This is a genomic window from Pseudomonas sp. OG7, assembly GCF_014192825.1.
Classification (GTDB): Bacteria; Pseudomonadota; Gammaproteobacteria; order Pseudomonadales; family Pseudomonadaceae; genus Aquipseudomonas; species Aquipseudomonas monteilii.
Genome location: NZ_JACHYK010000001.1, coordinates 477,586 through 502,329 on the forward strand (window position 1 = coordinate 477,586; position 24,744 = coordinate 502,329).

Here is a 24,744-nt window from a genome sequence, read left to right on the forward strand (position 1 = left end):
TGTAGTGGTGACCCCCACAGTCAGGCAGCCGAGTAACATGAACGATAAACAACGTCTCCCTCTTGCCCAGGTGGCCCAGCGCCTGCTCGGGCAATTTCCAGATCTGCACGGCATGGCGCGCGAGGCGGCGGGCCATGTGCTGCGCCACCAGCTGGGATACTGGCTGGACCCGGACACGCTCTACTGGCATGAATTCAAGTCAACGGCCAACAGCTCCCGCAGCTACACCGGCTGGCGCCACCGTGGGCCGCCGCGGCGGTCGCTGAGCCTGACCGAGCTGGTTATCCAACGCTTCAGCCCTCAGCAGCAGACTGCTGCCGATGAGTTGAGTGTCTACGGCGGTTTCTACCGGGTGGATGCCAGCCATAGCGATTATGACGAGCGTAACGAAGTGCGGCTCGACCCGCAGGCGATGCTGAAGGCGTTCTGGCAAATGGATTTTGCGGGGCGCTACAGCGAGGCACTGAGCCGTTTTCGCGAGCAGCGTGGCGAAGATTACTGCGTACTGGCCCGCGCTCGCTTTCTTGCCGCTGTCGGTCAATCCGTGCTGAGCGAACCTGAGCGGCGTGAACTGCTGGCGGCAACACTCCGTGTGACGAAGCTGCCGAGTAGCCTGAAAGCCTTGCGCGAGGATTACCCTGCAAATGCCCGGGGTGGCTGGTGTGCGCTGTCCGGCCATGCCCCTGATGCCAAGCCACTGTTCCTGTACACGCTCAAGACCGGTAGAGCGTGCGCTTTTCTACCCGCTGCGCAGGATGTGCTGCTGGTATTTGGCGGCCGCCAGGCGTTACAGGCCTGGATTGCAGCGCATGCTTTTTCGAATGACACGCAGCGGCAAGCTGTTGTGGGTGACCTGTTCATTCGTGTTCGTGAGATGTTCATGGATGCGCTGGTCCATGAGGCCCACCAACGGCTGACCACCAATGCACAGCTGCGCAAGGCCGAATGGCTGGCTGGGTTGCAGGCTGCAAGCATGTTGATTGCGCCGATGGCGCCAGTGGGTTGGCCGGTGATCCTGACGTCGCTCGGGCTTGGCACTGCGAGCCTGGCCCTGCACCTGGACCGTGCCCTCAATGGCAAGGCGGCCTGGCGCACGGCTGCCTGGTGGGCGGTGGTTGTGGATGTGCTGTTCATTCTGCTCGATGCGGCAATGCTGCGTGCCAGTGAGCTGTTCACCGATGCCCGCCTGCCGCTACGCGTGGCAGGCCAGGCGCAAACCGTCGTTGCCAAGGTGGACTGGGCGCGCTACATGGCACCGGCTGCAGACGAGTTGCTGGCCATGTCGGATCAGGCCTTGGCTCGCCAGGCCGCTTTGCTTGGAGCGGTGCCTTGGGCCGATCTCGACAGCGTAGGTGCCGGCGGTGCTTATCTCGATGCTTTCAGTGAGCCCTACCCGGTTTACCGCGATGAGCATGGCTTTGGCTCGGCCGCCATTGCCGAATACACCAGCTCGCCGGAGCGCTACAACAACTTGTGGCAAGGTTTGCCTTTGGAAGGCTCGCGTGCAGAGAGCATCCAGCGCAGCCACGACCTTGCACATGCGCTTGGGCAATTAGGCGTGAACAATCAAGTGCGGCTGTACCGTGCGGCGTCCGGCCTGCGTGGTTCTGGCATACCGACGACAGGCGAGGGTGCCCTTGCAGTGGGCGACGTGTTGGTGACCAGCGATTTCACTTCGTTCACAGAAAACCCTTATGCCCTGTGGGAGGTGTTCAACGACCCGCAGACCCAGGCGAGCGGCAAGGGGGCTTTTGGCGACAATGCGTTGGTGTATGTGCTGGAGCCGGGTGAGAACGTGCAGGCAATGCCGATCGGGCCGTTCTCAAGGCGTCCGGACGAGGCGGAGTCGCTGATGATGCCGGGGCGTTATTTGCAGGTTGAAAAGCTGACGCCGGTGAAGGGAGGCAATCATCGCTTCATGGAAGTGTGCCTGAAGGCACTGGCGCGGGCGCCGGAGGGGGCGAGGGTGCGTGAGATGCGCACGGGGGCCTTGTTCGACCGTCAGGTGATGGCTGAACGGTTGGGTGTGGAGGATGACGGGTTGATGCGTACGTTTTTTGCGGTACCGACGTGACACATCTTTGATGTCAGCCAATCAAGTGATTTGGGGCTGCAAAGCAGCCCCATTAGTACTGCTGTCAGCCTTGCTTCACTTCACGCATCGGCTTGCCCTTCACCGGTGCATCGCCCGCCACGTAGTATTTGGCGGTGCTGCGCGGCAGCGGCTTGCGTCCACGGATCTTGTCCGAGATTTTCTCGGCGATCATGATCGTGGTGGCGTTGAGGTTGCCGGTGATGATCAGCGGCATGATCGACGCATCGACCACGCGCAGGCCCTTCATGCCGTGCACACGGCCTTCGCCGTCGACCACTGCCATGTCATCGGTGCCCATCTTGCACGAGCAGGACGGGTGGAAGGCAGTTTCGGCGTGCTCGCGGATGAACTTGTCCAGTTCTTCGTCGGTTTGCACGTGGGCGCCCGGGCTGATTTCGCGGCCACGGTACGGGTCCAGCGCCGGCTGGGCCATGATTTCACGGGTCAGGCGGATGCCGTCACGGAATTCCTGCCAGTCCTGCTCGGTGGACATGTAATTGAACAGGATGCTCGGGTGTTGGCGCGGGTCCTTCGATTTGACCTGGATGCGGCCGCGGGCAGGGGAGCGCATGGAACCCATGTGCGCCTGGAAACCATGTTCCTTCACGCCATTGGAGCCGTTGTAGTTAATGGCCACTGGCAGGAAGTGGTACTGAATGTTCGGCCATTTGAATTCAGGGCGGGTACGGATGAAACCGCCAGCCTCGAACTGGTTGCTGGCGCCGATGCCGGTGCCGTTGAACATCCACTCGGCACCGATGGCCGGCTGGTTCCACCACAGCAGCGAGGGGTACAGCGACACCGGCTGGGTGCAGGCGTACTGCAGGTATAGCTCCAGGTGGTCCTGCAGGTTTTCGCCAACGCCCGGCAGGTCGTGCACCACCGGGATGTCGAGGCTTTCCAGCAGGGCACGCGGGCCGACGCCGGAACGTTGCAGCAGTTGCGGCGAAGCGATGGCGCCGGAGCTGACGATCACTTCCTTGCGCGCACGGGCTTCAACGCGCTCTTCGCTGTCGCCGACCAGGTAGGTCACGCCAACGGCGCGCTTGCCGTCGAACAGCACGCGGTCACTCAGGGCGTGGGTGACGATGGTCAGGTTCGGGCGCTTCTTGGCCTGGTCCAGGTAGCCACGGGCGGTGCTGGAACGGCGGCCGTTCTTGGTCACGGTACGGTCCATGGGACCGAAGCCTTCCTGCTGGTAGCCGTTGAGGTCTTCGGTGCGCGGGTAACCGGCCTGCACGCCGGCTTCGATCATGGCGTGGAACAGGGGGTTGTTGCCCGCTTTTGGCGTGGTCACGCTGACCGGGCCTTCGCCGCCGTGATAGTCGTTCGGGCCGATGTCGCGGGTTTCGGCTTTACGGAAGTACGGCAGGCAGTCCAGGTAGGTCCAGTCTTCCAGGCCTGGCAGTTCTGCCCAGCCGTCGAAGTCCATGGCGTTACCGCGGATGTAGCACATGCCGTTGATCAGCGACGAGCCGCCCAGGCCCTTGCCGCGGCCACATTCCATGCGGCGGCCGTCCATGTACGGCTCCGGGTCGGTCTCGTAGGCCCAGTTGTAGCGGCGGCCCTGCAGCGGGAAAGCCAGTGCGGCTGGCATCTGGGTGCGGAAGTCGAAGCGGTAGTCGGGGCCACCGGCTTCCAGCAGCAGTACGGTAACGCCGGCGTCTTCGGTCAGGCGGGTCGCCAGGGTGTTACCGGCGGAGCCTGCGCCGACGATGATGTAATCGAATTCTTGGGACATGAAAGTACCCTCGTGTTGGCGGTGATCAGGGAGCGGGAACGCCCGTGCGCAGCGGCACGGGCGGGGCTATACAGGGTTTAGAAAACCGAGTTGTAGCCACCCAGCTCAACCTGGACCGACTTGATGCGGGTGTATTGAGCCAGCGAGCTGACGCCGTTCTCACGGCCGACGCCCGATTGCTTGTAGCCACCGACCGGCATTTCGGCCGGCGATTCGCCCCAGGCGTTGATCCAGCAGATACCGGCTTCCAGCTTGTGGATGATGCGGTGGGCGCGGGTGATGTCGTTGGTGCACACACCGGCGGCCAGGCCGTACTCGGTGTCGTTGGCACGACGGATCACTTCTTCTTCGGTTTCGTAGGTGAGGATGCTCATCACCGGGCCGAAGATTTCTTCCTTGACGATGGTCATGTCGTCGGTGCAGTCGGTGAACACGGTCGGGGCCACGAAGGCGCCCTTGGCGAAGTCACCGGCAGTCAGACGTTCGCCGCCGCACAGCACGCGGGCACCTTCTTCTTTGCCCTTGGCGATGTAGCCCAGCACGTTTTCCATGTGCGGGAAGCTGACCAGCGGGCCGAAGTTGGTGTTTTCGTCTTCTGGGTTGCCAACACGAATGCGGGCAACGCGCTCGGCGATCTTGGCTTCGAAAGCCGCTTTCATCTCGGCAGGGATGAACACGCGGGTGCCGTTGGTGCACACCTGGCCCGAGCTGTAGAAGTTGGCCATCATGGCGATGTCGGCGGCCTTGTCCAGGTCGGCGTCGGCGCAGATGATCAGGGGCGACTTGCCGCCCAGTTCCATGGTCACTTCCTTCAGCGACGAGCTGGAGGCGCTGGCCATGACCTTCTTGCCGGTGGTGGTGCCGCCGGTGAAGGACACTTTTTCAATGCGTGGGTGCTCGGTCAGCCAGGTGCCGACTTCGCGGCCGCTGCCGGTCAGGACGTTGAACACGCCGTTTGGCAGGCCGGCCTCGGTGTAGATCTCGGCCAGTTTCAGGGTGGTCAGCGAGGTGACTTCCGACGGCTTGAAGATCATCGCGTTGCCAGCGGCCAAGGCCGGGGCGGACTTCCACAGGGCGATCTGGATCGGGTAGTTCCAGGCACCGATACCCACGGTGACGCCCAGCGGCTCGCGACGGGTGTAGACGAAGGACGATTCGCGCAGCGGGATCTGCTCGCCTTCGATGGCCGGTACCAGGCCTGCGTAGTATTCCAGCACGTCGGCGCCGGTGACGATGTCGACGTAGCGGGTTTCGGAGTACGACTTGCCGGTGTCCAGGGTTTCCAGCATGGCCAGCTCGTCGTTGCGCTCGCGCAGGATGTCGACGGCGCGGCGCAGGATGCGCGAACGCTGCATGGCAGTCATCGCTGCCCAGACTTTCTGGCCGCGCTCGGCGCTTTCCACAGCCTTCTCGACGTCAGCCTGGGTGGCACGCTGTACGTGGGCGAGGACTTCGCCGGTGGCCGGGTTGATGGCTTCGAAGGTGGCATCGCTGCCAGCGTCGACGTAAGCGCCATCAATGTAGAGTTTTTGCGTTCCGAAACGGGCCATAGTGTCCTCGCAAGTGCAGTGTGTGGTTTGGCTTGCGCGTCACGCTCCAGCCGGGTTGGCAAGGGCCGTGCGCGGTTGTTCAGCGGCCTGGTCGTTTGTACCCAGGGTGTGCTGTTTAGCCAGTTGTAGATCCATGTATTCGTAAGCAATCCGTATCGCCTGGTCGGTGTCGAATGCATCACCCGACAGGGCACCACGCAGCCACAGGCCATCGATCAAAGCTGCCAGGCCGCGGGCTGCCTTGCGCGCATGGTAGAGCGGCAAGGCGCGGCGGAACTGGCAGCACAGGTTGGAATACAAGCGGTGGTCGTTGATCCGCTGCAACCTGTGCAAATCGGGCTGGTGCATGCTGGAAGCCCAGAAGGCCAACCAGGTTTTCATTGCCGGGCCGTTCACCTGGCTGGCATCGAAGTTGCCCTCGATGATCACTTTCAGGTGGGCGCGCGGGCTGTCGTCCTTCAGGGCCTGGCGACGTGCTCGAACACCTTCGTTGAGCATGTTCATGATGTAGCCCATCGTCGCTGCAATCAGGCCGTTCTTGTCCCGAAAGTAGTGACTGATGATGCCGTTCGACACACCGGCCAAACGGGCAATCAGCGCAATGCTGGCGTCCCCCAGACCGACCTGATCGACCGCCTGTAACGTGGCTTCGATCAACTGCTGGCGGCGGATGGGTTGCATACCGACCTTGGGCATCTTGCTATCTCCTCAGGCCTGCGAGCAGACGACGGGCGGCTGACTCGGCGAAGGCCAGTCTATTTTGTTTTGATTGAACGTTCAATCAATAAAGAATAAGCTCTGCGACAATTTGTGCCATTGACAGTTTTTCAGGCGGTCGAGAAGGCACGAGTTGACACCCCAGGAAATCGCGTAACCCCCGGAATACAAGGCGTTGACGGGCATGAGCGATGCGAAATGCAGATTCTGCCGTACGGTCACTGGCCCTGCGACAGGCCCTTGGAGCGGGCGGGGTGATCTGTGACGAATGCGCGCACCTCTGCCGAGGTGTGGCTTTTTCAGCAGGCCACCTGTCTGTTTTTTTGCAACGTATCGATTCGGGATCACGGTTTCCAGGGTGCTTTTATAACACCTGATGCAGTGGGGATATTCCACCAATTGCTCGGGAAAGACTGATTAGCCTCCACAGCCGCACTGCCCGGAGCATTCGTGCAATGAGTTCTGCCTCACTTACCAAGCCCCCCGCCGAGAGGGTACGGGTCAACCGCGTGGTGTTCTTCACCTCCGCGCTGATGATCCTTGTTCTGACTGCCTTGCTGATCGCTGTACCCGAAACCGCCGGCCAGGTGCTGGGCGTGGCCCAGAAATGGCTGACGCGCACCTTTGGCTGGTACTACATGCTGGTGATCTGCGGTTACCTGCTGTTTGTCGTCTACCTGGCCTTCTCCGACTACGGCAGCCTCAAGCTGGGGGGCAAGGACGACCAGCCGGACTTCAGCTACGGCGCCTGGGCCGGCATGCTGTTCTCGTCCGGTATCGGTATTTCGCTGCTGTACTTCGGCGCGTCCGAACCGCTGGACCACTACTTCAACCCACCGGAAGGCACCCCAGCCAGCCTCGAAGCTGCGCGCCAGGGCCTGCAACTTACCTTCCTGCACTGGGGCCTGCACGGCTGGGCGATCTATGCCCTGGTTGGCCTGGCCGTGGGTTACTTCGCCTACCGCCACAACCAGCCGCTGGCACTGCGCTCGGCGCTGTACCCGCTGGTGGGTGAGCGTTGGGTCAAGGGTGCTGCCGGCAACGCCGTGGACATCTTCGGCATGTTCGTGACCCTGCTGGGCCTGGTGACCAACCTGGGGATCGGGTCGATGCAGGTGTCCTCCGGCCTGGAATACCTGTTCGGCATGGACCACAGCAAGACCAACCTGCTGGTGGTGATCCTGGTCATGGCCGGTGTGGCCACCGTGGCGGCGGTGTCGGGTGTGGAGAACGGCATTCGCCGCCTGTCCAACCTGAACATCCTGCTGTTCAGCGGCCTGCTGATCTTCGTACTGCTGGGTGGTGAAACACTGCACCTGCTCAACGGCTTCGTGCAGAACATCGGTGACTACCTGAACGGCATCGTGCTGAAAACCTTCGACCTGTATGTGTATGAAGGCGAGGCGGGCAAGTCCGAGCGCTGGCTGGGCCTGTGGACCGTGTTCTACTGGGCCTGGTGGATTTCCTGGGGCCCGTTCGTCGGCATGTTCATTGCCCGTATCTCCAAGGGCCGCACCGTGCGCCAACTGGTGATGGGCGTGCTGCTGATCCCGCTGGGCTTTACCCTGGCCTGGCTGTCGATCTTCGGCAACACCGCGCTGGACCTGGTGATCAACCAGGGCGCCGTGGAGCTGGGCAAGACCGCGCTGGAACAACCGTCAATGTCGATCTACCAGCTGCTGGAATACTTCCCGGCGGCCAAGATCGTGATCGGTGTAGCGGTGTTCGTGGGCTTCGTGCTGTTCCTCACCCCGGCCGACTCCGGCGCGGTGATGATGGCCAACTTGTCGTGCAAAGGCGGCAAGGTCGACGAAGACGCCCCGCACTGGATGGTGGTGTTCTGGTCGGTGGTTATCACCCTGGTCACCATCGGCCTGCTGTTTGCCGGTAACTTCGAAGCCATGCAGACCATGGTGGTGCTGGCGGGCCTGCCGTTCTCGGTGGTGCTGGTGCTGTTCATGTTCGGTCTGTACAAGGCCATGAAGCAGGACGTGGCGGTGGAAAGCGAGCGCGCCGAGCTGGCCGCCCGTGGCCGTCGCGGCTTCAGCGAGCGCCTCACCCAGCTGGAACTGCAGCCGACCCAGGCCGTGGTGCAGCGCTTCATGGACAAGCAGGTTAGCCCGGCGCTGAAAGAAGCGGCCGCGCAGCTGCAAACCCTGGGCTTCGAAGTGGAAACCCGTGTTGGCCAGTCGCGCAACATGATGGGCCTGCGGGTGATGATGGACGAGGGTAACCCGTTCGTTTACGAAGTCAGCCTGGACGGCTACATGGCCGCGCCGAGCGAGGCGCCGGTGGAAGGCGAGCCGGAAGTGCGCCAGCGCTTCTACCGTGCCGAGGTGTACTTGCACGACGGCAGCCAGGAGTACGACCTGATGGGCTTTGCGCCGGAGCAGATCGTGCGTGATGTGCTGGACCAGTTCGAAAGCCACCGCCAGCTGTTGGGGCGTGTGTATAGCTGATGGCTGTTGAGGTAAAAGAAAACCCGCTCACCTGAGCGGGTTTTTTATTGGGCCGCGTTGTAGCCCCTGCTTCTCAGCGATTGGTGTAGCGGCCATTCTTGCCATGTCCAAGCATCGCTTGGTTGCTTCGCAGGGCAATCATCTGGCTGAGCTTGATCAGTTCGATGCCTTGGCCTCTGAGCTGTGGCAGTGCCCGCTCCAGCACATCGAGAGTCTGAGGATAAGGGTGCCCGATCAACACAGCCGAACCCTGCTTGCGCGCCAGGGCGATGCCTTGCTGCAACTGCCCGCTGATGGCCTCGGTAGTGCGCACATCGTCGAGGAACACATCACGCGAAACGTGGGCCAGGCCGATGCGCTGGGCTTCGGCAGCCGCTACGGTGGCCGCGCTGGTGCGGCTGTCGACGAAGAACAGGTGACGTTGTTGCAACTCACCCATCAACCAGGTCATGGCATCACGCTGTGCGGTCATCCGGCTGCCCATGTGGTTGTTGATGCCGGCGGCGAATGGCACCTTGGCCAAGGCTGCATCCAACCTGCTGGCCAGGACCGGCAGCGGCAACTCGGGATGCCAGGCATAGGGACCGGTCGCAGGGTCCATCGGCATGTGCAGGATCACCGTCTTGCCAGCTTTGTGTGCCTGACGAGCGAAATCGCTGGCATGCGGGGTGTCGGGCATGATCGCCATGGTCACCGGGCCGGGCAGGGCGAGGGTGCGGCTGTCCCGCTCGGTGCTCTGGCCCAGGTCGTCGATGATGATGCTCATGTAGGCCTTGTTGGCCGGTGCCGCTTGCGCGATCCCGGCCAACAGGCAGAACAACAGACACAGCAGATACCGCATAGGGTGAATCACTTGCCTGAGGTGATGTTCAGCCCTTTGAGCAGGCTCAGCGCCTGGCTCAACTGGAAGTCGTCATCCTGTGGGCGCTCTTTGCGCTTGCTGCTGCCGGTCGGGCGGTCGGCGCCGCCGTTGCCGTTGCCCAGGTGGCCCTGCAGGTCGGCTTCCTTGAAATTGTCGGTGTCGACTTCGGCGGTGAGCTTGGCCGGGCGCACTTCGATATCGGGGACGATGCCCTGGGCCTGGATCGAGCGGCCATTGGGGGTGAAGTACAGCGCGGTGGTGAGCTTCAGGGCGCGGTCGTTGGCCAGCGGCAACACGGTCTGCACCGAGCCTTTGCCAAAGCTGTCGGTACCCATCAGCACAGCGCGTTTCTGGTCCTGCAGGGCGCCGGCGACAATCTCGGAGGCCGAGGCACTGCCGCCGTTGATCAGCACCACCAGTGGCACGCCTTCGCTGGCGTCCGCCGGGTCGGCGGAGAAGCGCAGTTCGGAGTTGGCGATGCGGCCTTTGGTGTAGACGATCAGGCCCTTGGTCAGGAAGTGGTCGGCCACTTCCACCGCCGATTGCAGTACGCCGCCCGGGTTGTTGCGCAGGTCCAGCACAACGCCGCGCAGCTTCTTGCCGTTGTCCTTGCGCAGCTTGGCCAGGGCCTTGCCCACTTCGTCGCCGGTCTTGACCTGGAACTGGGTGATACGGATGTAGCCGTAGTCGTTTTCCAGCAGCTGGCTCTTCACGCTCTTGACCTGAATGACCGCGCGGGCCAGGGTCACGTCAAACGGGTTGCCGCCGTCGCGCACCAGGGTCAGGGTGATTTTTTCGCCAACCTTGCCGCGCATCTTGTCGACCGCTTCGGTCATGGTCTGGCCGCGGGTGGGGGCGCCGTTGATCTTGACGATCAGGTCGCCGGCCTGCACGCCAGCCCGGGAGGCCGGGGTGTCATCGATAGGCGAGACCACCTTGATGAAGCCGTCTTCCTGGCCCACTTCGATGCCCAGCCCGCCGAACTCGCCGCTGGTGCTTTCCTGCAGCTCCTGGAAGTCCTCGGGGCCGAGGTAGGCCGAGTGCGGGTCAAGGTTGCTGAGCATGCCTTTGATGGCGTTTTCCAGCAGGGTCTTGTCGTCCACTGGCTCTACATAGGCCGCCTTGATGCGGTCCATGACCTCGGCGAAGGTGCGCAGCTCTTCCAGCGGCAGTGGCGCCTTGGCCGTGACCTCGGTGGCAGGCACTGCGGCGGCCTTGGCCGGCTCGGCAGCGATGGCCAGGGGCGCACCGACCGCCAGGGCGATGGACAGGGCCAGCTGGGTGAGACGAGGCGAGTGCAGCATGTCGAACGAACTCCTGATCCTGTAAGCGCTCCCTGGGGAGCATCGGCGCAGCACTCAGGCTACGCCGTAGAAATTTGACTAGCCCCGGCACCACTGCGAAGGGTCGGTCGGGCGGCCCTGCTGGCGGATGGCGAAGTACAAGCCTGCCGCGTCCTGGCCGCCGCTGTCGCCAACGGTGGAAATGGCTTCACCGGCCTTGACGATATCACCGGCGCTCTTGAGCAGGCTCTGGTTGTGGCCGTACAGGCTCAGGTAACCGTTGCCATGGTCGAGAATGACCAGAAGCCCCGCACCGCGCAACCAGTCGGCGAACACTACACGCCCGCCGTGCACCGCACGTACCTGGGTGCCTGGGTTGGCGCTGATCATCACCCCGTCCCATTTGGCACGGGCATCGCTGCCGCGGGCATCACCAAAGCGTGCCAGCAGTCGACCATTGACGGGCCATGGAAGTTTGCCCCGCGCGGCAGAAAAAGCGCCGCCATAGTTGGCGCCATCGCTGGAAACCATCGGGCCGAGGGTGGTACGGGCCTTTTTGGGCGGTTCCACAGGTTCCTTGGCCTGTTCGCGGGCGGCGGCGGCCAGGGCTTCCTGCTGGCGGCGTTTTTCCGCTTCCTGCTGGGCCAGCAAGGCTTTCTTGCGCGCCTCCTCGGCTTCGCGGGCCTGACGGGCCAGGGTTTCCTCGATGGTCTTGAGGACTTTGGACAGGTCGGCCTGGTCCTGCTCGCGGGCCTGCAACTTCTGGTCGCGGTCCTTCATGTCGCCATTGAGCTTGGCCAGCACCTGCTGGCGCTTGCCGCGCTCGGCTTCCAAGGCCTGGCGGCGGCTGTCGAGGTCGGCGCGCTGGGCCAGCAACTGCTCCTGCTGGGTGGCAATTTCCTGCTCGACGTTGCCCAGCTGGCGCAGGGTCTCGTTGAAGGTGCGCAGTTGTTCCAGGCGCGCCTTGCTGATGTAGTCGTAGTAGGTGAGGGTGCGGGCGAACTTCTCAGGGTTCTGCTGGTTGAGCAGCAGCTTGAGGTATTCCTCGCGGCCGTTGTTCTGGTAGGCCGAGCGGGCCTGGATGGCGATCAGCCGTTGTTGTTCAACGCGGGCGCTCTGGAGTTTTTTTTTCTCGGTATCAAGGCGCTCCAGATCGCCCTCGGTCTTTTTTAGCTCTTGCTGCAGCGCCTCCACCTGTTTTTCGAGGTTGCCGATGTCGGTCTCGGTGGCTTTGAGGTCCTTTTGCACACCGGCCTTTTCTTCCTGGAGCTTGCCCAGCGTCTTCTTGAGCTCGGCAATGTCCTGGCGGGTGGCGTCCAGTTGCTGCTGGGTCTGCGCACGCTCATCGGCGAATGCCGGGCTGAGCAGGCAAGACAGGGCTAGGAGAATCAGGGCGCGAAGCATGGGGTTTGGCGTACCAAGGATGGAGACTGGCCTAGTATGCCCGCCCGGGCGGGCAAAAAAAACGCCTCGCTGCGGGTGCAGAGGGGCGTTTGTCCGGAATTCATGTGCAAAGGGGCTGCTTTGCAGCCCCAACCCACCGAATCAGGCGTCAACCAGGATCGAGGTGCCGGTCATTTCCACCGGCTTCTCAAGCCCCAGTAGCTTCAGCATGGTCGGTGCCACGTCGGCCAGCACGCCGCCATCACGCACTTTCACGTTGCGCTTGCCCACATAGATGAACGGCACCGGCTCGGTGGTGTGCGCGGTGTGCGCCTGGCCGGTGCATTCGTCTTCCATCTGCTCGACGTTGCCGTGGTCGGCGGTGATCAGCGCTTCGCCGCCCACCTTGTCCAGCGCGTCAACGATGCGGCCGACGCAGCCGTCCAGGGCCTCGACGGCTTTCACAGCCGCCTCGAACACGCCCGTGTGGCCGACCATGTCGCCGTTGGCGTAGTTGACCACGATCACGTCATAGCGTTGCTGCTCGATAGCTTCGACGATGCGGTCGGTCACTTCCGGTGCGCTCATCTCCGGCTGCAGGTCGTAGGTAGCAACCTTCGGCGATGGAATGAGGATGCGTTCTTCGCCTTCGAACGGTTCTTCGCGGCCGCCGGAGAAGAAGAAGGTGACGTGAGCGTATTTCTCGGTTTCGGCGATGCGCAGCTGGGTCTTGCCGTTTTTCGCCAGGTACTCGCCCAGCACGTTGTGCAGGCTGGCCGGGGCGAAGGCCGCAGGGGCCGGGATTTTGGCCGAGTACTGGGTCAGGCCGATGTAGGCCGCCAGTTTTGGCAGGCGGGCACGCGGGAATTCGTTGAAGTCGGCTTCGACGAACACGCGCGACAGCTCGCGGGCACGGTCGGCGCGGAAATTCATGAAGATCACGGCATCGCCATCTTCGACCTTGACCGCTTCGCCAACGCGCGTGGCCTTGACGAACTCGTCGCTCTCGTCGCGTGCGTAGGCCGCTTCCAGGCCAGCCAGCGCGGTGTCGGCGGTGTATTCGGCAGTGCTGTCGACGATCAGGTTGTAGGCAGCGCTGACGCGGTCCCAGCGGTTGTCGCGGTCCATGGCGAAGTAGCGGCCGATCAGGCTGGCGATGCGGCCCTTGCCCAGCTTGGCGAAGGTGGCGTCGAGCAGTTCGATGGACGACTGCGCGCTGCGCGGCGGGGTGTCGCGGCCATCGAGGAAGGCGTGCAGGTAGATTTTTTCTGCACCGCGCTGCGCGGCCAGTTCGGCCATGGCCACCAGGTGGTCCTGGTGGCTGTGTACGCCGCCATCGGACAGCAGGCCGAGGATGTGCACGGCCTTGCCGGCACTGGCGGCCTTGTCCACGGCGCCGGTGAGCACAGGGTTTTCGAAGAATTCGCCGTCACGGATGGCCTTGGTCACCCGGGTGAAGTCCTGGTACACGACGCGGCCGGCGCCGAGATTCATGTGACCGACTTCGGAGTTGCCCATCTGCCCGTCCGGCAGGCCGACATCCATGCCCGAACCGGAAATGAGGCCGTGCGGCTGGCTGGCGCGCAGGCGGTCATAGACCGGTGTGTTGGCGGCGTAGATGGCGTTGTATTCGGGGCTTTCGCTGTGGCCGAAGCCATCCAGGATGATCAGGACCAGGGGTTTGGGCGTACTCGTCATCAATCAAACTCACGGTTGTTCAAAGATGATAAAGACACGCATTTTAGGGCAAATCCGCCACCAGCGGCGAATATTCGTCCTGTTGCCTGACCAGCGCGCCCGATGTAGCAACATGAAGGTACCTTTCCGGCCGGCCTGTCGGGCTTTGGTGGCACTGGGGGGCTGTGTATACTGGCCGGCATTTTCAATCGCCTGGAACACCGCTGATGGTTGCTCACCTGATTCAATTCGCGACAGATCACTACATCCTGGTTGCGATCTTCGTTGTTCTGCTGGTCCTGCTGCTGCTCAATGAAATCCGCCGTGGCGGCCAGAGCCTGAGCAACGGCCAGCTGACCGCCCTGGTCAATGCCGACAAGGGTCTGGTCGTCGACATCCGTACTGCCAAGGAATATGCCGCCGGCCACATCGTCGGTGCGATCAACATTCCGCAGGACAAGCTGGCCACCCGCATGAGCGAGCTGGACAAGCACAAAGAGAAGACCCTGATCGTCGTCGACGCAATGGGCCAGCAGTCCGGCACCCACTGCCGCGAACTGCTCAAGGCTGGCTACACCGCTGCCAAACTGAGCGGTGGCGTTTCCAGCTGGAAAGCCGATAACCTGCCCCTGGTGAAGTGATATGAAGCCCGTCATCGTCTATTCCAGCGACTACTGCCCCTACTGCATGCGCGCCAAGTACTTGCTTGAGAGCAAAGGCGTGGCCTTCGAGGAAATCAAGGTCGACGGCAAACCGCAGGTGCGCGCCGAGATGAGCCAGAAGGCCGGCCGTACGTCGGTGCCGCAGATCTGGATCGGCAGCACCCATGTCGGTGGATGCGATGACCTCTATGCCCTGGAGCGCGCCGGCAAGCTCGACGCGCTGCTGGCGGCCTGATTTGCACTGCATTCAAAAACATTAGGATAAGGATCTGCCATGACTGACCAACAGACCAACGGCGCTGCTGCAGAAGACAACAGCCCACAGTTCTCCCTGCAGCGCATCTACGTGCGCGATCTGTCGTTCGAAGCCCCGAAAAGCCCGCAGATCTTCCGCCAGAGCTGGGAGCCGAGCGTTGCGCTGGACCTGAACACCAAGCAGAAAGCCCTGGAAGGCGACTTCCACGAGGTGGTGCTGACCCTGTCGGTTACCGTCAAGAACGGTGACGAAGTGGCGTTCATCGCTGAAGTACAGCAGGCCGGTATCTTCCTGATCGCCAACCTGGATGCAGCTTCGATGAGCCACACCCTGGGTGCGTTCTGCCCGAACATCCTGTTCCCGTACGCCCGTGAGACCCTGGACAGCCTGGTGACCCGCGGTTCGTTCCCGGCCCTGATGCTGTCGCCGGTCAACTTCGACGCACTGTATGCGCAAGAACTGCAACGCATGCAGGAAGCGGGCGCTGCGCCGACTGTGCAGTAATCACTGCCGGTATCAAGAAAGCGCCTCTCGGGGCGCTTTTTTATTGCCTGTGCGGGCCTCTTCGCGGGGCAAGCCCGCTCCCACAATGGTTTGGCGTACACATTTGAATGTGGGAGCGGGCTTGCCCCGCGAAGAGGCCGTTCCTGCCCATGCATCAACTGCCGGCAAACGCATTCTGCCGCCACGCCTCATACACGGTCACCGCCACAGTGTTCGACAGGTTCAAGCTACGGCACCCCGGCCGCATTGGCAGGCGCAGGCGCTGCTCAGCCGGCAAGCTGTCCAGCACCTCGGCTGGCAACCCGCGGCTCTCTGGCCCGAACAAGAAGGCATCACCCGGTTGATAGGCCACTTCATGGAACGGGTGCGAGCCCTTGGTGGTAAAGGCGAACAGCCGTGGATTGCCCAGGCTTTCCAGGCATCCGGCCAGGCTCTCATGGCGCTTGAGCGTGGCATACTCGTGGTAGTCCAGCCCCGCACGGCGCAGGCGCTTGTCGTCCAGTTCGAAGCTGATGGGTTCGATCAGGTGCAGGTGGCAGCCGCTGTTGGCGCACAGGCGAATGATGTTGCCGGTATTTGGCGGAATTTCTGGTTGAAAAAGGATGACGTGAAACATGCACGGCTCCAAGCGTGAAGATGACGGGCATTCTACCCCTGAACCGGACGTGCGTTCGAAGGCCTTCCCACGGATGATGCTGTCGCTGGCGATCGTTGGCGTCATGGTCGGGTTGATGATTGGCCGCCTGACAACGCCCGAAGAGCGGGTGTTGCAGCAGGTGGAGGTGGTGCAGGACGGCCTGGACCTTTGGTTCAATGAAGAACCGCAGCTGCACGGCGAGAACGTGGAAGGGACGGTTGCGTTGCTGTTCCAGGCCCAGGGCAAGGCCCAGCAAGGGCAATTGAGCCTGGCGGGGAAGCCAGTTAGCTGGCGGGTGCAGAAGAGCAAGGAAGGGCTGTTGCTGACAGTGGTGGCCGCGCGTCCCCTGCACGGCGAGTGGGCCGGTACAGAGGACGCTGGGCGTTGGCGTGTGCAGGTGAAGCTGCACGAATAAAAGAGGGGATATCCCGGCCTGCCTGTACCAGGGTCCCCAAAAGGGGTACTGCGTGTTGCGTGTAAAGGGGGGATGTCCCGGCCTGCCTGTACCGAGGTCCCCAAAACGGGCGGTGTTGCGAATAAAAGAGGGGTTCACCCGGCCTGCCTGTACCAGGGCCCCCGAAACTGGGTATGTATTAGGTATTGCAGGGGGCGTGCCAATTTTGCAAAGCCCGTGAATATTGGGCTTTGAGGGGTATTTGGCCGGTTTTTGAGGGGATTTGTGCCTTCGAGAGGTGCATTGGGCACAGGATCGGTGCATCGGTAGGCTGAAATGGCTGGGGCCGCAAAGCGGCCCCAGGGATCTTGCAGGATTACCGAGAGTTAGTGGTCGTCACCTTCCTCGTCATCACCGCCCGCGACATTCATCCCCAGCTCCTTGATCTTGCGGGTCAAGGTATTACGCCCCCAACCCAGTAACAGCGCCGCATCCCGGCGCCGACCGGCGGTATGCTTGAGCGCCGTCTCGATCATGATCCGCTCAAAGCTTGGCACCGCGCTGTCCAGCAGGTTCGACTGCCCGCGTGCCAACGCCTGGTCGGCCCACTGGCGCAAGGCCTGCTCCCAGTTGGTGACCGGTGCGGCATCCTGCGGCAGGTTCAGCAGTTCAGGCGGCAGGTCGCCGATCAGTACCTCGCGGCTGGAGGCCATCACAGTGATCCAGCGGCAAGTGTTCTCCATCTGCCGCACGTTGCCCGGCCACGGCAGGTTGCGGATGAACTCTTCGGTCTCCGGCTTGAGAATTTTCGGCTCCACCGCCAGCTCCTGGGCGGCGCGGGCGAGGAAATGGCGGGCGAGGGCGGGGATGTCCTCACGGCGGTCGGCCAGCCGAGGAATATGGATGCGAATCACGTTCAGGCGGTGGAACAAGTCTTCGCGGAACTTGCCGGCCTGTACCAGCGACTCCAGGTTCTGGTGGGTCGCGGCAATGATGCGCACATCGACCTTGACCGGCACGTGGCCGCCAACGCGATAGAACTCGCCATCGGCCAGCACCCGCAGCAGGCGGGTCTGGGTGTCGGCAGGCATGTCACCGATTTCGTCGAGGAACAGCGTGCCGCCATCCGCCTGCTCGAAGCGGCCCCGGCGCAGGTTGGCGGCACCCGTGAAAGCGCCTTTCTCATGGCCGAACAGTTCGGACTCCATCAAGTCCTTGGGGATGGCGGCCATGTTCAGGGCAATGAACGGCGACGCCGCACGCGGGCTGTGGCGGTGCAGCGCATGGGCGACCAGCTCTTTACCGGTACCCGACTCACCGTTGATCAATACGGTGATGTTGGAGTGGCTGAGGCGGCCGATGGCGCGGAACACCTCCTGCATGGCCGGTGCTTCGCCGATGATTTCGGGTGTGCGCGCCAGGTTCTGTGGCACATCCAGCCCTTGCTGTTCCTGGGCATGCTGGTTGGCACGCTTGACCAGCGAGACAGCCTCGTCCACGTCGAACGGCTTGGGCAGGTATTCGAAGGCCCCCCCCTGGTAAGACGCCACGGCGCTGTCCAGGTCGGAATGAGCGGTCATGATGATGACCGGCAGGCGTGGGTGCTGCTCGCGAATCTGTGCCAGCAGGTCGAGGCCGCTGGCACCCGGCATGCGGATGTCGGAAATGATCACGTCCGGTTGCTGGCGTGCAAGGCGGCCCATCACACCATCTGCGCTGTCGAAGCTCTGGGTGGTCATGCCTTCCTGTTGCAGGGCTTTTTCCAGTACCCAGCGGATGGAGCGATCATCGTCGACAATCCATACGGTTTCACTTCGGCTCATGAGGCGGTGGCTCCTTGTTCCAGAGGCAGGTAGATCGAAAAGGCGGTGTGGCCTGCGTGGCTTTCACACTCGATCAGGCCCTGGTGCTGGCTGATGATGTTCTGGGTAATGGCCAGGCCCAGCCCGGTACCGTCGGGGCGGCCACTGACCATGGGATAGAAGAGGGTGTCTTGCAGTTCCGGCGGGATGCCCGGGCCGTTGTCGATGATTTCTACCCGCGCCACCAGACGATGGCGCACATGGCCGATGGTGAACTGGCGCAAGGCGCGGCTGCGCAGGGTGATACGGCCCAGGCGCAGCTCGTTCTGCGAACTGATTGCCTGCATGGCGTTACGCACGATGTTGAGGACGGCCTGGATCATCTGCTCGCGGTCGATCAGGACGTCCGGCAGGCTTGGGTCGTAATCGCGCACCAAAGTGATGCAACCCTGGCTTTCGGCCTCGACCAGGCTGCAGACCCGCTCCAGCACTTCGTGGATGTTGGTCATGGCCAGTGACGGCAGCTTGTTCGAGCCGAGCATGCGGTCTACCAGGTTACGCAGGCGGTCGGCCTCTTCGATGATCACGTTGGTGTAGTCGCGCAGGCCTTCCTCGGGCAACTCGCGTGACAGCAACTGCGCCGCGCCACGGATGCCGCCGAGGGGGTTCTTGATTTCGTGAGCCAGGCCGCGCACCAGCATCTTGGTGGTTTCCTGCTTGCTCAGCTGGGCCTCTTCCTTGGTGATACGCAGCAGCCGGTCGCGCGGGTGCACCTCCAGCAACAGCAAGGTCTGGCCCTGGTTGAGGATGGGTGTTACCGCGTAGTCGACGGTGATGGTCTGCCCGGTCAGCGAGGTGAGCTGCGCTTCGCGCTTGGTGAACGGGTGCGCCTGTTCGACCGCCTGGCGCAACGAGCTGAGCGCTTCGGTCGACTCGGTGAACAGCTCGCTGATGAACTGCCCATGGCTACGTTGCCCGCTGACAGCCAGCAGCATTTCCGCAGCCGGGTTCATGTACTCCAGGCGCAGCTCGGCATTGAGCAGCAACGTGGCGGTGGTCAGGTTGTCCAGAAGCAGACGGTGCTGTGCATCGCTGATGGTCATAAGGCGTCGTTGACCTCTTTTGGCGCTTGCCTGGCACTGCTTTGGCCAGGGCCAGGTGCGGTGGCCCCGCTGGTGCGAAGCTCTGTACCTGCTAGAAATGCAAGAAACAAACCAAAGCTCCGAAAAGAAGCGGGATTTGCCGATAAAGGCCTGTATCTGCGCAAATTCGGATCAGAAACTCTGGATGAAACGTTTCATGTGAACCAGATTGGGGAGCAAATAGGGGCATGGCGCTTTGTTGTGCACCAAGATAGAGCATAGCGTGGGTGAGGTGATTTCTGTGTGGCGCAGAAACGAAAACGGCCTCCCGAGGGAGGCCGTTCCTGATCATGTCATCGGCGCAAGGCGCCGATCAGATCAGCAGCTGTAGTACAGCTCGTATTCCAGCGGGTGCACGAAGGTACGGACCTTGATCTCTTCTTCCGATTTCAGCTCGATGAAGGCATCGATGAAGTCGTCGGAGAACACGCCGCCCTTGGTCAGGAACGCACGGCCTTTGTCCAGCTCTTCCAGGGCTTCTTTCAGGCTGCCGCACACTTGCGGAATGTCCTTGGCCTCTTCTGGTGGCAGGTCGTACAGGTTCTTGTCGGCAGCATCGCCTGGGTGGATCTTGTTCTGGATGCCGTCCAGGCCAGCCATCAGCAGGGCCGCGAAGGCCAGGTACGGGTTGGCCGATGGGTCCGGGAAGCGTGCTTCGATACGGCGGGCTTTCGGGCTGCCGACGTAAGGAATACGGATCGAGGCGGAACGGTTACGCGCCGAGTAGGCCAGCATTACCGGGGCTTCGAAACCTGGAACCAGACGCTTGTACGAGTTGGTCGACGGGTTGGTGAAGCCGTTCAGGGCCTTACCGTGCTTGATGATACCGCCGATGAAGTACAGGGCGGTGTCGGACAGGCCGGCATAGCCTTCACCCGAGAAGGTGTTCTTGCCGTCTTTCCAGATCGACATGTGTACGTGCATGCCCGAACCGTTGTCGCCGTACAGTGGCTTCGGCATGAAGGTGGCAGTACGGCCGTAGGCGTCGGCAACGTTGTGCACGACGTATTTCAGGGCTTGTACTTCGTCAGCCTTCTTCACCAGGGTGTTGAACTTGACGCCGATTTCGTTCTGGCCGGCAGTCGCCACTTCGTGGTGGTGAACTTCAACGGTCTGACCCATTTCTTCCAGTGCGTTGCACATGGCAGTACGGATTTCGTGGTCGTGGTCGAACGGCGGAACCGGGAAGTAGCCGCCTTTCACGCCTGGACGGTGGCCTTTGTTGCCGCCTTCCACGTCAGCACCGGTCATCCACGAGCCTTGCTCGGAGAAGATCTTGAACATCGAGCCGGAGATGTCCGACTGGAACTTCACTTCGTCGAAGATGAAGAACTCTGGCTCCGGGCCTGCGAATACGGTGTCACCGATGCCGGTGCTCTTCAGGTACTCTTCGGCGCGCTTGGCGATTGCGCGTGGGTCACGATCGTAGCCCTGCATGCTCGACGGGTCGACGATGTCGCAGGTGATGATCAGGGTTGGTTCTTCGGTGAACGGGTCCAGCACGGCGGTTTCGTCAACCGGCATCAGGATCATGTCGGAAGCTTCGATGCCTTTCCAGCCAGCGATGGAGGAACCGTCGAACATCTTGCCGACTTCGAAGAAGTCCTCGTCCAGCGCATCACGCGACGGCATGGTCACGTGGTGCTGAATGCCTTTGGTGTCCGTGAAACGCAGATCAATCCACTTGACGTCATGATCTTTGATGAGTTGAACCGACTTCGACATGTTGTCCTCCGGATGGTCTAGAGCGCGGTGGGCCGCTGCCCTGGAAAAAGGGTGTTGCCGGGCGCGGATAGTCGGCCAAGCTTACCTGCCTCACAAGGGAGCAAATTGCATGCCAGTGCCCGAAAATGGCGAGGGCGGGATAAAAGGGGGCGTTTGCGGGCATTTGGTACGCGGGTGATGGCGAAAAATGCACCCTTAAGATGCGGGCTTTGGTGCCGACGCACCAAAGAAGTGCATTGCTTGATTTGTGTCGCGCCTGCGATCGATCTCACGGGCACCGCAAAACCCCCCGCCTTGCATTTATCTGAAAGCTTCTGATCAAAAGTTGGTCAAATCCTGAGCAATTTCCGCTATAATTCGCGCCCCTCATTTTCGGCAGGCCCTGCGCGCGCTGTTAACCAATGAAACTTATCGTCAAAGTCTTCCCAGAAATCACCATCAAGAGCCGGCCGGTGCGCAAGCGCTTCATCCGCCAGCTCGGCAAGAACATCCGCAACGTGCTCAAGGACCTCGACCCTGAGCTCGCGGTCGATGGTGTCTGGGACAATCTCGAAGTGGTCACCCGCGTCGAAGACGAGAAAGTCCAGCGCGAGATGATCGAGCGCCTCACCTGCACGCCGGGTATCACCCACTTCCTGCAGGTAGAGGAATACCCGCTGGGTGACTTCGACGACATCGTCGCCAAGTGCAAGCACCACTTCGGCCACTTGCTGGCCGGCAAGCACTTCGCCGTGCGCTGCAAGCGCGGTGGCCACCATGACTTCACCTCGATGGACGTCGACCGCTACGTCGGCAGCCAGCTGCGCCAGCAATGCGGCGCCGCCGGCATCGAGCTGAAGAACCCTGAAGTGCTGGTGCGCATCGAAATCCGCGACCAGCGCCTGTACGTGATCCACAACCAGCACAACGGCATCGGCGGTTACCCGCTGGGCGCCCTGGAGCAGACCCTGGTGCTGATGTCCGGTGGTTTCGACTCCACCGTGGCGGCCTACCAGATGATGCGCCGTGGCCTGATGACCCACTTCTGCTTCTTCAACCTCGGCGGCCGTGCCCACGAGCTGGGCGTGATGGAAGTGGCCCATTTCCTGTGGAAAAAGTACGGAAGCAGCCAGCGTGTGCTGTTCATCAGCGTGCCGTTCGAAGAAGTGGTCGGCGAAATCCTCAACAAGGTCGACAACAGCTACATGGGCGTCACCCTCAAGCGCATGATGCTGCGCGGTGCCGCGCACATGGCCGACCGCCTGCAGATCGACGCGCTGGTCACCGGCGAGGCGATTTCCCAGGTGTCCAGCCAGACGCTGCCGAACCTGTCGATCATCGACTCGGCCACCGACAAGCTGGTGCTGCGCCCGTTGCTGGCCAGCCACAAGCAGGACATCATCGACCAGGCCACCGAAATCGGCACCGCCGATTTCGCCAAGCACATGCCAGAATACTGCGGCGTGATCTCGGTAAACCCGACCACCCACGCCAAGCGCCACCGCATGGAGCATGAAGAAAAACAGTTCGACATGGCCGTGCTGGAGCGCGCCCTGGAGCGCGCCAAATTCATTTCCATCGACCATGTGATCGATGAGCTGGGCAAGGACATCGAAATCGAGGAAGTGGCCGAAGCGTTGCCAGGCCAGATCGTCATCGACATTCGTCACCCCGATGCCCAGGAAGACGAACCCCTGGCGCTGGAAGGTATCGAAGTCCAGGCCATGCCGTTCTACGCGATCAACAGCAAGTTCAAGCACCTGGACCCCACGCGCCAGTACTTGCTGTATTGCGACAAGGGTGTGATGAGCCGTTTGCACGCACACCACCTGCTCAGTGAGGGACATGCCAATGTGCGTGTTTATCGTCCGACATAAGACGCCGGGGCTGTATGGCGGCAGTATCCGCCATCGCCCTCCCGACCGCCGGGCCCGCTGAGCCTTAAACAGTACATATTGGCCGCCTACACTGGGCGGCAACCGAATCCTCTGATCGAGATACACTTGTGATCGAAAATCTGCGTAACATCGCCATCATCGCCCACGTTGACCATGGTAAAACCACCCTGGTCGACAAACTCCTGCGTCAGTCCGGCACTCTGGAGCGTAACGAGCTCAACGACGAGCGCGTCATGGACTCCAACGACCAGGAAAAAGAGCGCGGTATTACCATTCTGGCGAAAAACACCGCCATCAACTGGAACGGCTACCACATCAACATCGTCGACACCCCCGGCCACGCCGACTTCGGTGGCGAGGTTGAGCGTGTAATGTCGATGGTCGACTCCGTGCTGCTGCTGGTCGACGCCCAGGACGGCCCGATGCCGCAAACCCGCTTCGTGACCAAGAAAGCCTTCGAAGCCGGCCTGAAGCCAATCGTCGTGATCAACAAGGTTGACCGCCCGGGCGCACGTCCTGACTGGGTTCTGGACCAGATCTTCGACCTGTTCGACAACCTCGGTGCTACCGACGAACAGCTGGACTTCAAAGTCGTCTACGCCTCGGCCCTGAACGGCATTGCCGGCCTGGACCACACCGAAATGGGCGAAGACATGACCGCCCTGTACCAGTCGATCGTCGACAACGTACCTGCGCCGTCTGTTGACCGTGACGGCCCGTTCCAGATGCAGATCTCCGCACTGGACTACAACAGCTTCCTCGGCGTTATCGGCGTTGGCCGTATTGCCCGTGGTCGCGTCAAGCCGAACACCCCGGTTGTTGCCATCGACACCAACGGCAAGAAGCGTAACGGCCGTATCCTGAAGCTGATGGGCCACCACGGCCTGCACCGTGTAGACGTTGAAGAAGCCCAGGCTGGCGACATCGTCTGCATCAGCGGTTTCGACGAGCTGTTCATCTCCGACACCCTGTGCGCCCCGGATGCGGTAGAAGCGATGAAGCCGCTGACCGTTGACGAGCCGACCGTTTCCATGACCTTCCAGGTCAACGACTCGCCGTTCTGCGGTAAAGAAGGCAAGTTCGTCACCAGCCGTAACATCAAGGACCGTCTGGACAAAGAGCTGCTGTACAACGTTGCTCTGCGCGTTCAGGAAACCGATTCCCCTGACAAGTTCAAGGTATCGGGCCGTGGTGAGCTGCACCTGTCGGTTCTGATCGAAACCATGCGCCGTGAAGGCTTCGAGATGGCCGTAGGCCGTCCTGAAGTAATCATCCGCGAAGTTGACGGCGTGAAGCAGGAGCCGTTCGAGAACGTCACCATCGACATCCCTGAAGAATCCCAGGGCAAGGTGATGGAAGAGATGGGTCTGCGTAAAGGCGACCTGACCAACATGGTTCCGGATGGCAAGGGCCGTGTGCGCCTGGAGTACAACATTCCAGCCCGTGGTCTGATCGGTTTCCGTAACCAGTTCCTGACCCTGACCAACGGTGCAGGCATCCTGACCTCGATCTTCGATCGTTACGACACCATGAAGTCGGGCCAGATGTCCGGCCGCCTGAACGGCGTACTGGTTTCGGTCGAAACCGGCAAGGCGCTGACCTACTCGCTGGAAACCCTGCAGGCGCGCGGCAAGCTGTTCGTCGAGCACGGCCAGGAGATCTACAACGGTCAGATCATCGGCCTGAACAGCCGTGACAACGACCTGGGCGTGAACCCGACCAAAGGCAAGAAGCTCGACAACATGCGTGCTTCGGGCAAAGACGAAGTCATCGCCCTGGTACCGCCAGTTCGCCACACCCTGGAACAGGCCCTGGAATTCATCCAGGACGACGAGCTGTGCGAAGTGACGCCTAAGTCGATCCGTCTGCGCAAGAAGATCCTGGACGAAGGCGAGCGTACCCGCGCTGCCAAGAAAGCCAAGAACTGAGTTAGCTCAGGCTGAATGAAAACGCCCCCGGTCGAAAGGCCGGGGGCGTT

At 61.9% G+C, this 24,744-nt stretch carries 19 protein-coding genes; 8 read left to right on the forward strand and 11 right to left on the reverse strand.

The genetic code is table 11. From position 1 onward, the window contains the following. Window positions 1-37 precede the first annotated feature (37 nt). Window positions 38-2,074, forward strand: coding sequence for a dermonecrotic toxin domain-containing protein (locus FHW75_RS02260; RefSeq protein WP_183673084.1), 2,037 nt, complete (start codon window positions 38-40; stop codon window positions 2,072-2,074). Between the two features lie 64 nt (window positions 2,075-2,138). Here FHW75_RS02260 and betA read toward each other — a convergent pair whose 3' ends face one another. The 3 genes from betA to betI all read right to left on the reverse strand — a co-directional run bounded on the left by betA (window position 2,139) and on the right by betI (window position 6,082). After that, window positions 2,139-3,836 (reverse strand): choline dehydrogenase, encoded by a 1,698-nt coding sequence (gene betA / locus FHW75_RS02265; RefSeq protein WP_016712478.1) that lies wholly within the window; start codon window positions 3,834-3,836, stop codon window positions 2,139-2,141. A 77-nt stretch (window positions 3,837-3,913) separates the two neighbouring features. Then, entirely contained in the window at window positions 3,914-5,386 is a 1,473-nt protein-coding gene (gene betB, locus FHW75_RS02270) for a betaine-aldehyde dehydrogenase (protein WP_027614845.1), read from the reverse strand. A 39-nt stretch (window positions 5,387-5,425) separates the two neighbouring features. Next, window positions 5,426-6,082: a transcriptional regulator BetI gene (gene betI, locus FHW75_RS02275; protein ID WP_016712476.1), complete on the reverse strand. Its 657-nt coding sequence runs from the start codon at window positions 6,080-6,082 to the stop codon at window positions 5,426-5,428. Between the two features lie 533 nt (window positions 6,083-6,615). On the opposite strand from betI, the gene FHW75_RS02280 reads away from it, so the two are divergent. Next, entirely contained in the window at window positions 6,616-8,562 is a 1,947-nt protein-coding gene (locus tag FHW75_RS02280; protein WP_311647304.1) for a BCCT family transporter, read from the forward strand. Window positions 8,563-8,635: 73 nt separating this feature from the next. Here FHW75_RS02280 and FHW75_RS02285 read toward each other — a convergent pair whose 3' ends face one another. From FHW75_RS02285 to gpmI, 4 genes are all read right to left on the reverse strand, one after another. Beyond that, the gene (locus FHW75_RS02285) at window positions 8,636-9,403 is read right to left on the reverse strand and encodes a divergent polysaccharide deacetylase family protein (protein ID WP_183673088.1); all 768 of its coding nucleotides are present in this window, start codon (window positions 9,401-9,403) and stop codon (window positions 8,636-8,638) included. 8 nt (window positions 9,404-9,411) lie between these two features. Then, window positions 9,412-10,728, reverse strand: a complete 1,317-nt coding sequence (locus tag FHW75_RS02290; RefSeq protein WP_016712472.1) for a S41 family peptidase — start codon at window positions 10,726-10,728, stop codon at window positions 9,412-9,414. Window positions 10,729-10,806: 78 nt separating this feature from the next. After that, entirely contained in the window at window positions 10,807-12,111 is a 1,305-nt protein-coding gene (locus FHW75_RS02295) for a murein hydrolase activator EnvC (protein ID WP_027614846.1), read from the reverse strand. A gap of 141 nt (window positions 12,112-12,252) precedes the next feature. Next, window positions 12,253-13,788 carry a 2,3-bisphosphoglycerate-independent phosphoglycerate mutase gene (gene gpmI / locus FHW75_RS02300; protein WP_019098296.1) on the reverse strand — a complete coding sequence of 512 codons (1,536 nt, stop codon included), beginning with the start codon at window positions 13,786-13,788 and terminating at the stop codon, window positions 12,253-12,255. A 206-nt stretch (window positions 13,789-13,994) separates the two neighbouring features. On the opposite strand from gpmI, the gene FHW75_RS02305 reads away from it, so the two are divergent. The 3 genes from FHW75_RS02305 to secB are packed head-to-tail and all read left to right on the forward strand — an operon-like array spanning window position 13,995 to window position 15,189. Then, a complete protein-coding gene (locus tag FHW75_RS02305; protein ID WP_019098297.1) occupies window positions 13,995-14,408 on the forward strand; it encodes a rhodanese-like domain-containing protein in 414 nt (137 codons plus the stop codon). A gap of 1 nt (window position 14,409) precedes the next feature. Then, window positions 14,410-14,664, forward strand: a complete 255-nt coding sequence (gene grxC, locus FHW75_RS02310) for a glutaredoxin 3 (protein WP_003249204.1) — start codon at window positions 14,410-14,412, stop codon at window positions 14,662-14,664. Window positions 14,665-14,703: 39 nt separating this feature from the next. Next, window positions 14,704-15,189 (forward strand): protein-export chaperone SecB, encoded by a 486-nt coding sequence (secB, locus tag FHW75_RS02315; RefSeq protein WP_016712467.1) that lies wholly within the window; start codon window positions 14,704-14,706, stop codon window positions 15,187-15,189. Between the two features lie 154 nt (window positions 15,190-15,343). Here secB and trmL read toward each other — a convergent pair whose 3' ends face one another. Next, window positions 15,344-15,805: a tRNA (uridine(34)/cytosine(34)/5-carboxymethylaminomethyluridine(34)-2'-O)-methyltransferase TrmL gene (gene trmL / locus FHW75_RS02320; RefSeq protein WP_016712466.1), complete on the reverse strand. Its 462-nt coding sequence runs from the start codon at window positions 15,803-15,805 to the stop codon at window positions 15,344-15,346. On the opposite strand from trmL, the gene FHW75_RS02325 reads away from it, so the two are divergent. Continuing rightward, entirely contained in the window at window positions 15,804-16,241 is a 438-nt protein-coding gene (locus FHW75_RS02325; RefSeq protein ID WP_016712465.1) for a hypothetical protein, read from the forward strand. The genes trmL and FHW75_RS02325 overlap by 2 nt on opposite strands. Window positions 16,242-16,606: 365 nt before the next feature. Here FHW75_RS02325 and ntrC read toward each other — a convergent pair whose 3' ends face one another. The 3 genes from ntrC to glnA form a co-directional block, all read right to left on the reverse strand. Beyond that, window positions 16,607-18,043 carry a nitrogen regulation protein NR(I) gene (gene ntrC / locus FHW75_RS02330; RefSeq protein ID WP_016712464.1) on the reverse strand — a complete coding sequence of 479 codons (1,437 nt, stop codon included), beginning with the start codon at window positions 18,041-18,043 and terminating at the stop codon, window positions 16,607-16,609. Continuing rightward, window positions 18,040-19,125 (reverse strand): nitrogen regulation protein NR(II), encoded by a 1,086-nt coding sequence (glnL, locus tag FHW75_RS02335; protein WP_016712463.1) that lies wholly within the window; start codon window positions 19,123-19,125, stop codon window positions 18,040-18,042. The genes ntrC and glnL overlap by 4 nt, the downstream gene beginning before the upstream one ends. Window positions 19,126-19,482: 357 nt before the next feature. Continuing rightward, window positions 19,483-20,889 (reverse strand): type I glutamate--ammonia ligase, encoded by a 1,407-nt coding sequence (gene glnA, locus FHW75_RS02340; protein WP_016712462.1) that lies wholly within the window; start codon window positions 20,887-20,889, stop codon window positions 19,483-19,485. A 401-nt stretch (window positions 20,890-21,290) separates the two neighbouring features. Here glnA and thiI point away from each other — a divergent pair, with 401 nt between their 5' ends. Continuing rightward, entirely contained in the window at window positions 21,291-22,745 is a 1,455-nt protein-coding gene (thiI, locus tag FHW75_RS02345; RefSeq protein WP_016712461.1) for a tRNA uracil 4-sulfurtransferase ThiI, read from the forward strand. A 128-nt stretch (window positions 22,746-22,873) separates the two neighbouring features. Further along, window positions 22,874-24,694, forward strand: coding sequence for a translational GTPase TypA (typA, locus tag FHW75_RS02350; RefSeq protein ID WP_016712460.1), 1,821 nt, complete (start codon window positions 22,874-22,876; stop codon window positions 24,692-24,694). Window positions 24,695-24,744: the final 50 nt, after the last annotated feature.

Excerpts from the sequence above, each read along its gene's own strand:
- FHW75_RS02260 (WP_183673084.1), top strand. The coding sequence starts at position 38 with ATGAACGATAAACAACGTCTCCCTCTTGCCCAGGTGGCCCAGCGCCTG.
- betA (WP_016712478.1), bottom strand. The coding sequence starts at position 3,836 with ATGTCCCAAGAATTCGATTACATCATCGTCGGCGCAGGCTCCGCCGGT.
- betB (WP_027614845.1), bottom strand. The coding sequence starts at position 5,386 with ATGGCCCGTTTCGGAACGCAAAAACTCTACATTGATGGCGCTTACGTC.
- betI (WP_016712476.1), bottom strand. The coding sequence starts at position 6,082 with ATGCCCAAGGTCGGTATGCAACCCATCCGCCGCCAGCAGTTGATCGAA.
- FHW75_RS02285 (WP_183673088.1), bottom strand. The coding sequence starts at position 9,403 with ATGCGGTATCTGCTGTGTCTGTTGTTCTGCCTGTTGGCCGGGATCGCG.
- FHW75_RS02290 (WP_016712472.1), bottom strand. The coding sequence starts at position 10,728 with ATGCTGCACTCGCCTCGTCTCACCCAGCTGGCCCTGTCCATCGCCCTG.
- FHW75_RS02295 (WP_027614846.1), bottom strand. The coding sequence starts at position 12,111 with ATGCTTCGCGCCCTGATTCTCCTAGCCCTGTCTTGCCTGCTCAGCCCG.
- gpmI (WP_019098296.1), bottom strand. The coding sequence starts at position 13,788 with ATGACGAGTACGCCCAAACCCCTGGTCCTGATCATCCTGGATGGCTTC.
- FHW75_RS02305 (WP_019098297.1), top strand. The coding sequence starts at position 13,995 with ATGGTTGCTCACCTGATTCAATTCGCGACAGATCACTACATCCTGGTT.
- grxC (WP_003249204.1), top strand. The coding sequence starts at position 14,410 with ATGAAGCCCGTCATCGTCTATTCCAGCGACTACTGCCCCTACTGCATG.
- secB (WP_016712467.1), top strand. The coding sequence starts at position 14,704 with ATGACTGACCAACAGACCAACGGCGCTGCTGCAGAAGACAACAGCCCA.
- FHW75_RS02325 (WP_016712465.1), top strand. The coding sequence starts at position 15,804 with ATGCACGGCTCCAAGCGTGAAGATGACGGGCATTCTACCCCTGAACCG.
- trmL (WP_016712466.1), bottom strand. The coding sequence starts at position 15,805 with ATGTTTCACGTCATCCTTTTTCAACCAGAAATTCCGCCAAATACCGGC.
- ntrC (WP_016712464.1), bottom strand. The coding sequence starts at position 18,043 with ATGAGCCGAAGTGAAACCGTATGGATTGTCGACGATGATCGCTCCATC.
- glnL (WP_016712463.1), bottom strand. The coding sequence starts at position 19,125 with ATGACCATCAGCGATGCACAGCACCGTCTGCTTCTGGACAACCTGACC.
- glnA (WP_016712462.1), bottom strand. The coding sequence starts at position 20,889 with ATGTCGAAGTCGGTTCAACTCATCAAAGATCATGACGTCAAGTGGATT.
- thiI (WP_016712461.1), top strand. The coding sequence starts at position 21,291 with ATGAAACTTATCGTCAAAGTCTTCCCAGAAATCACCATCAAGAGCCGG.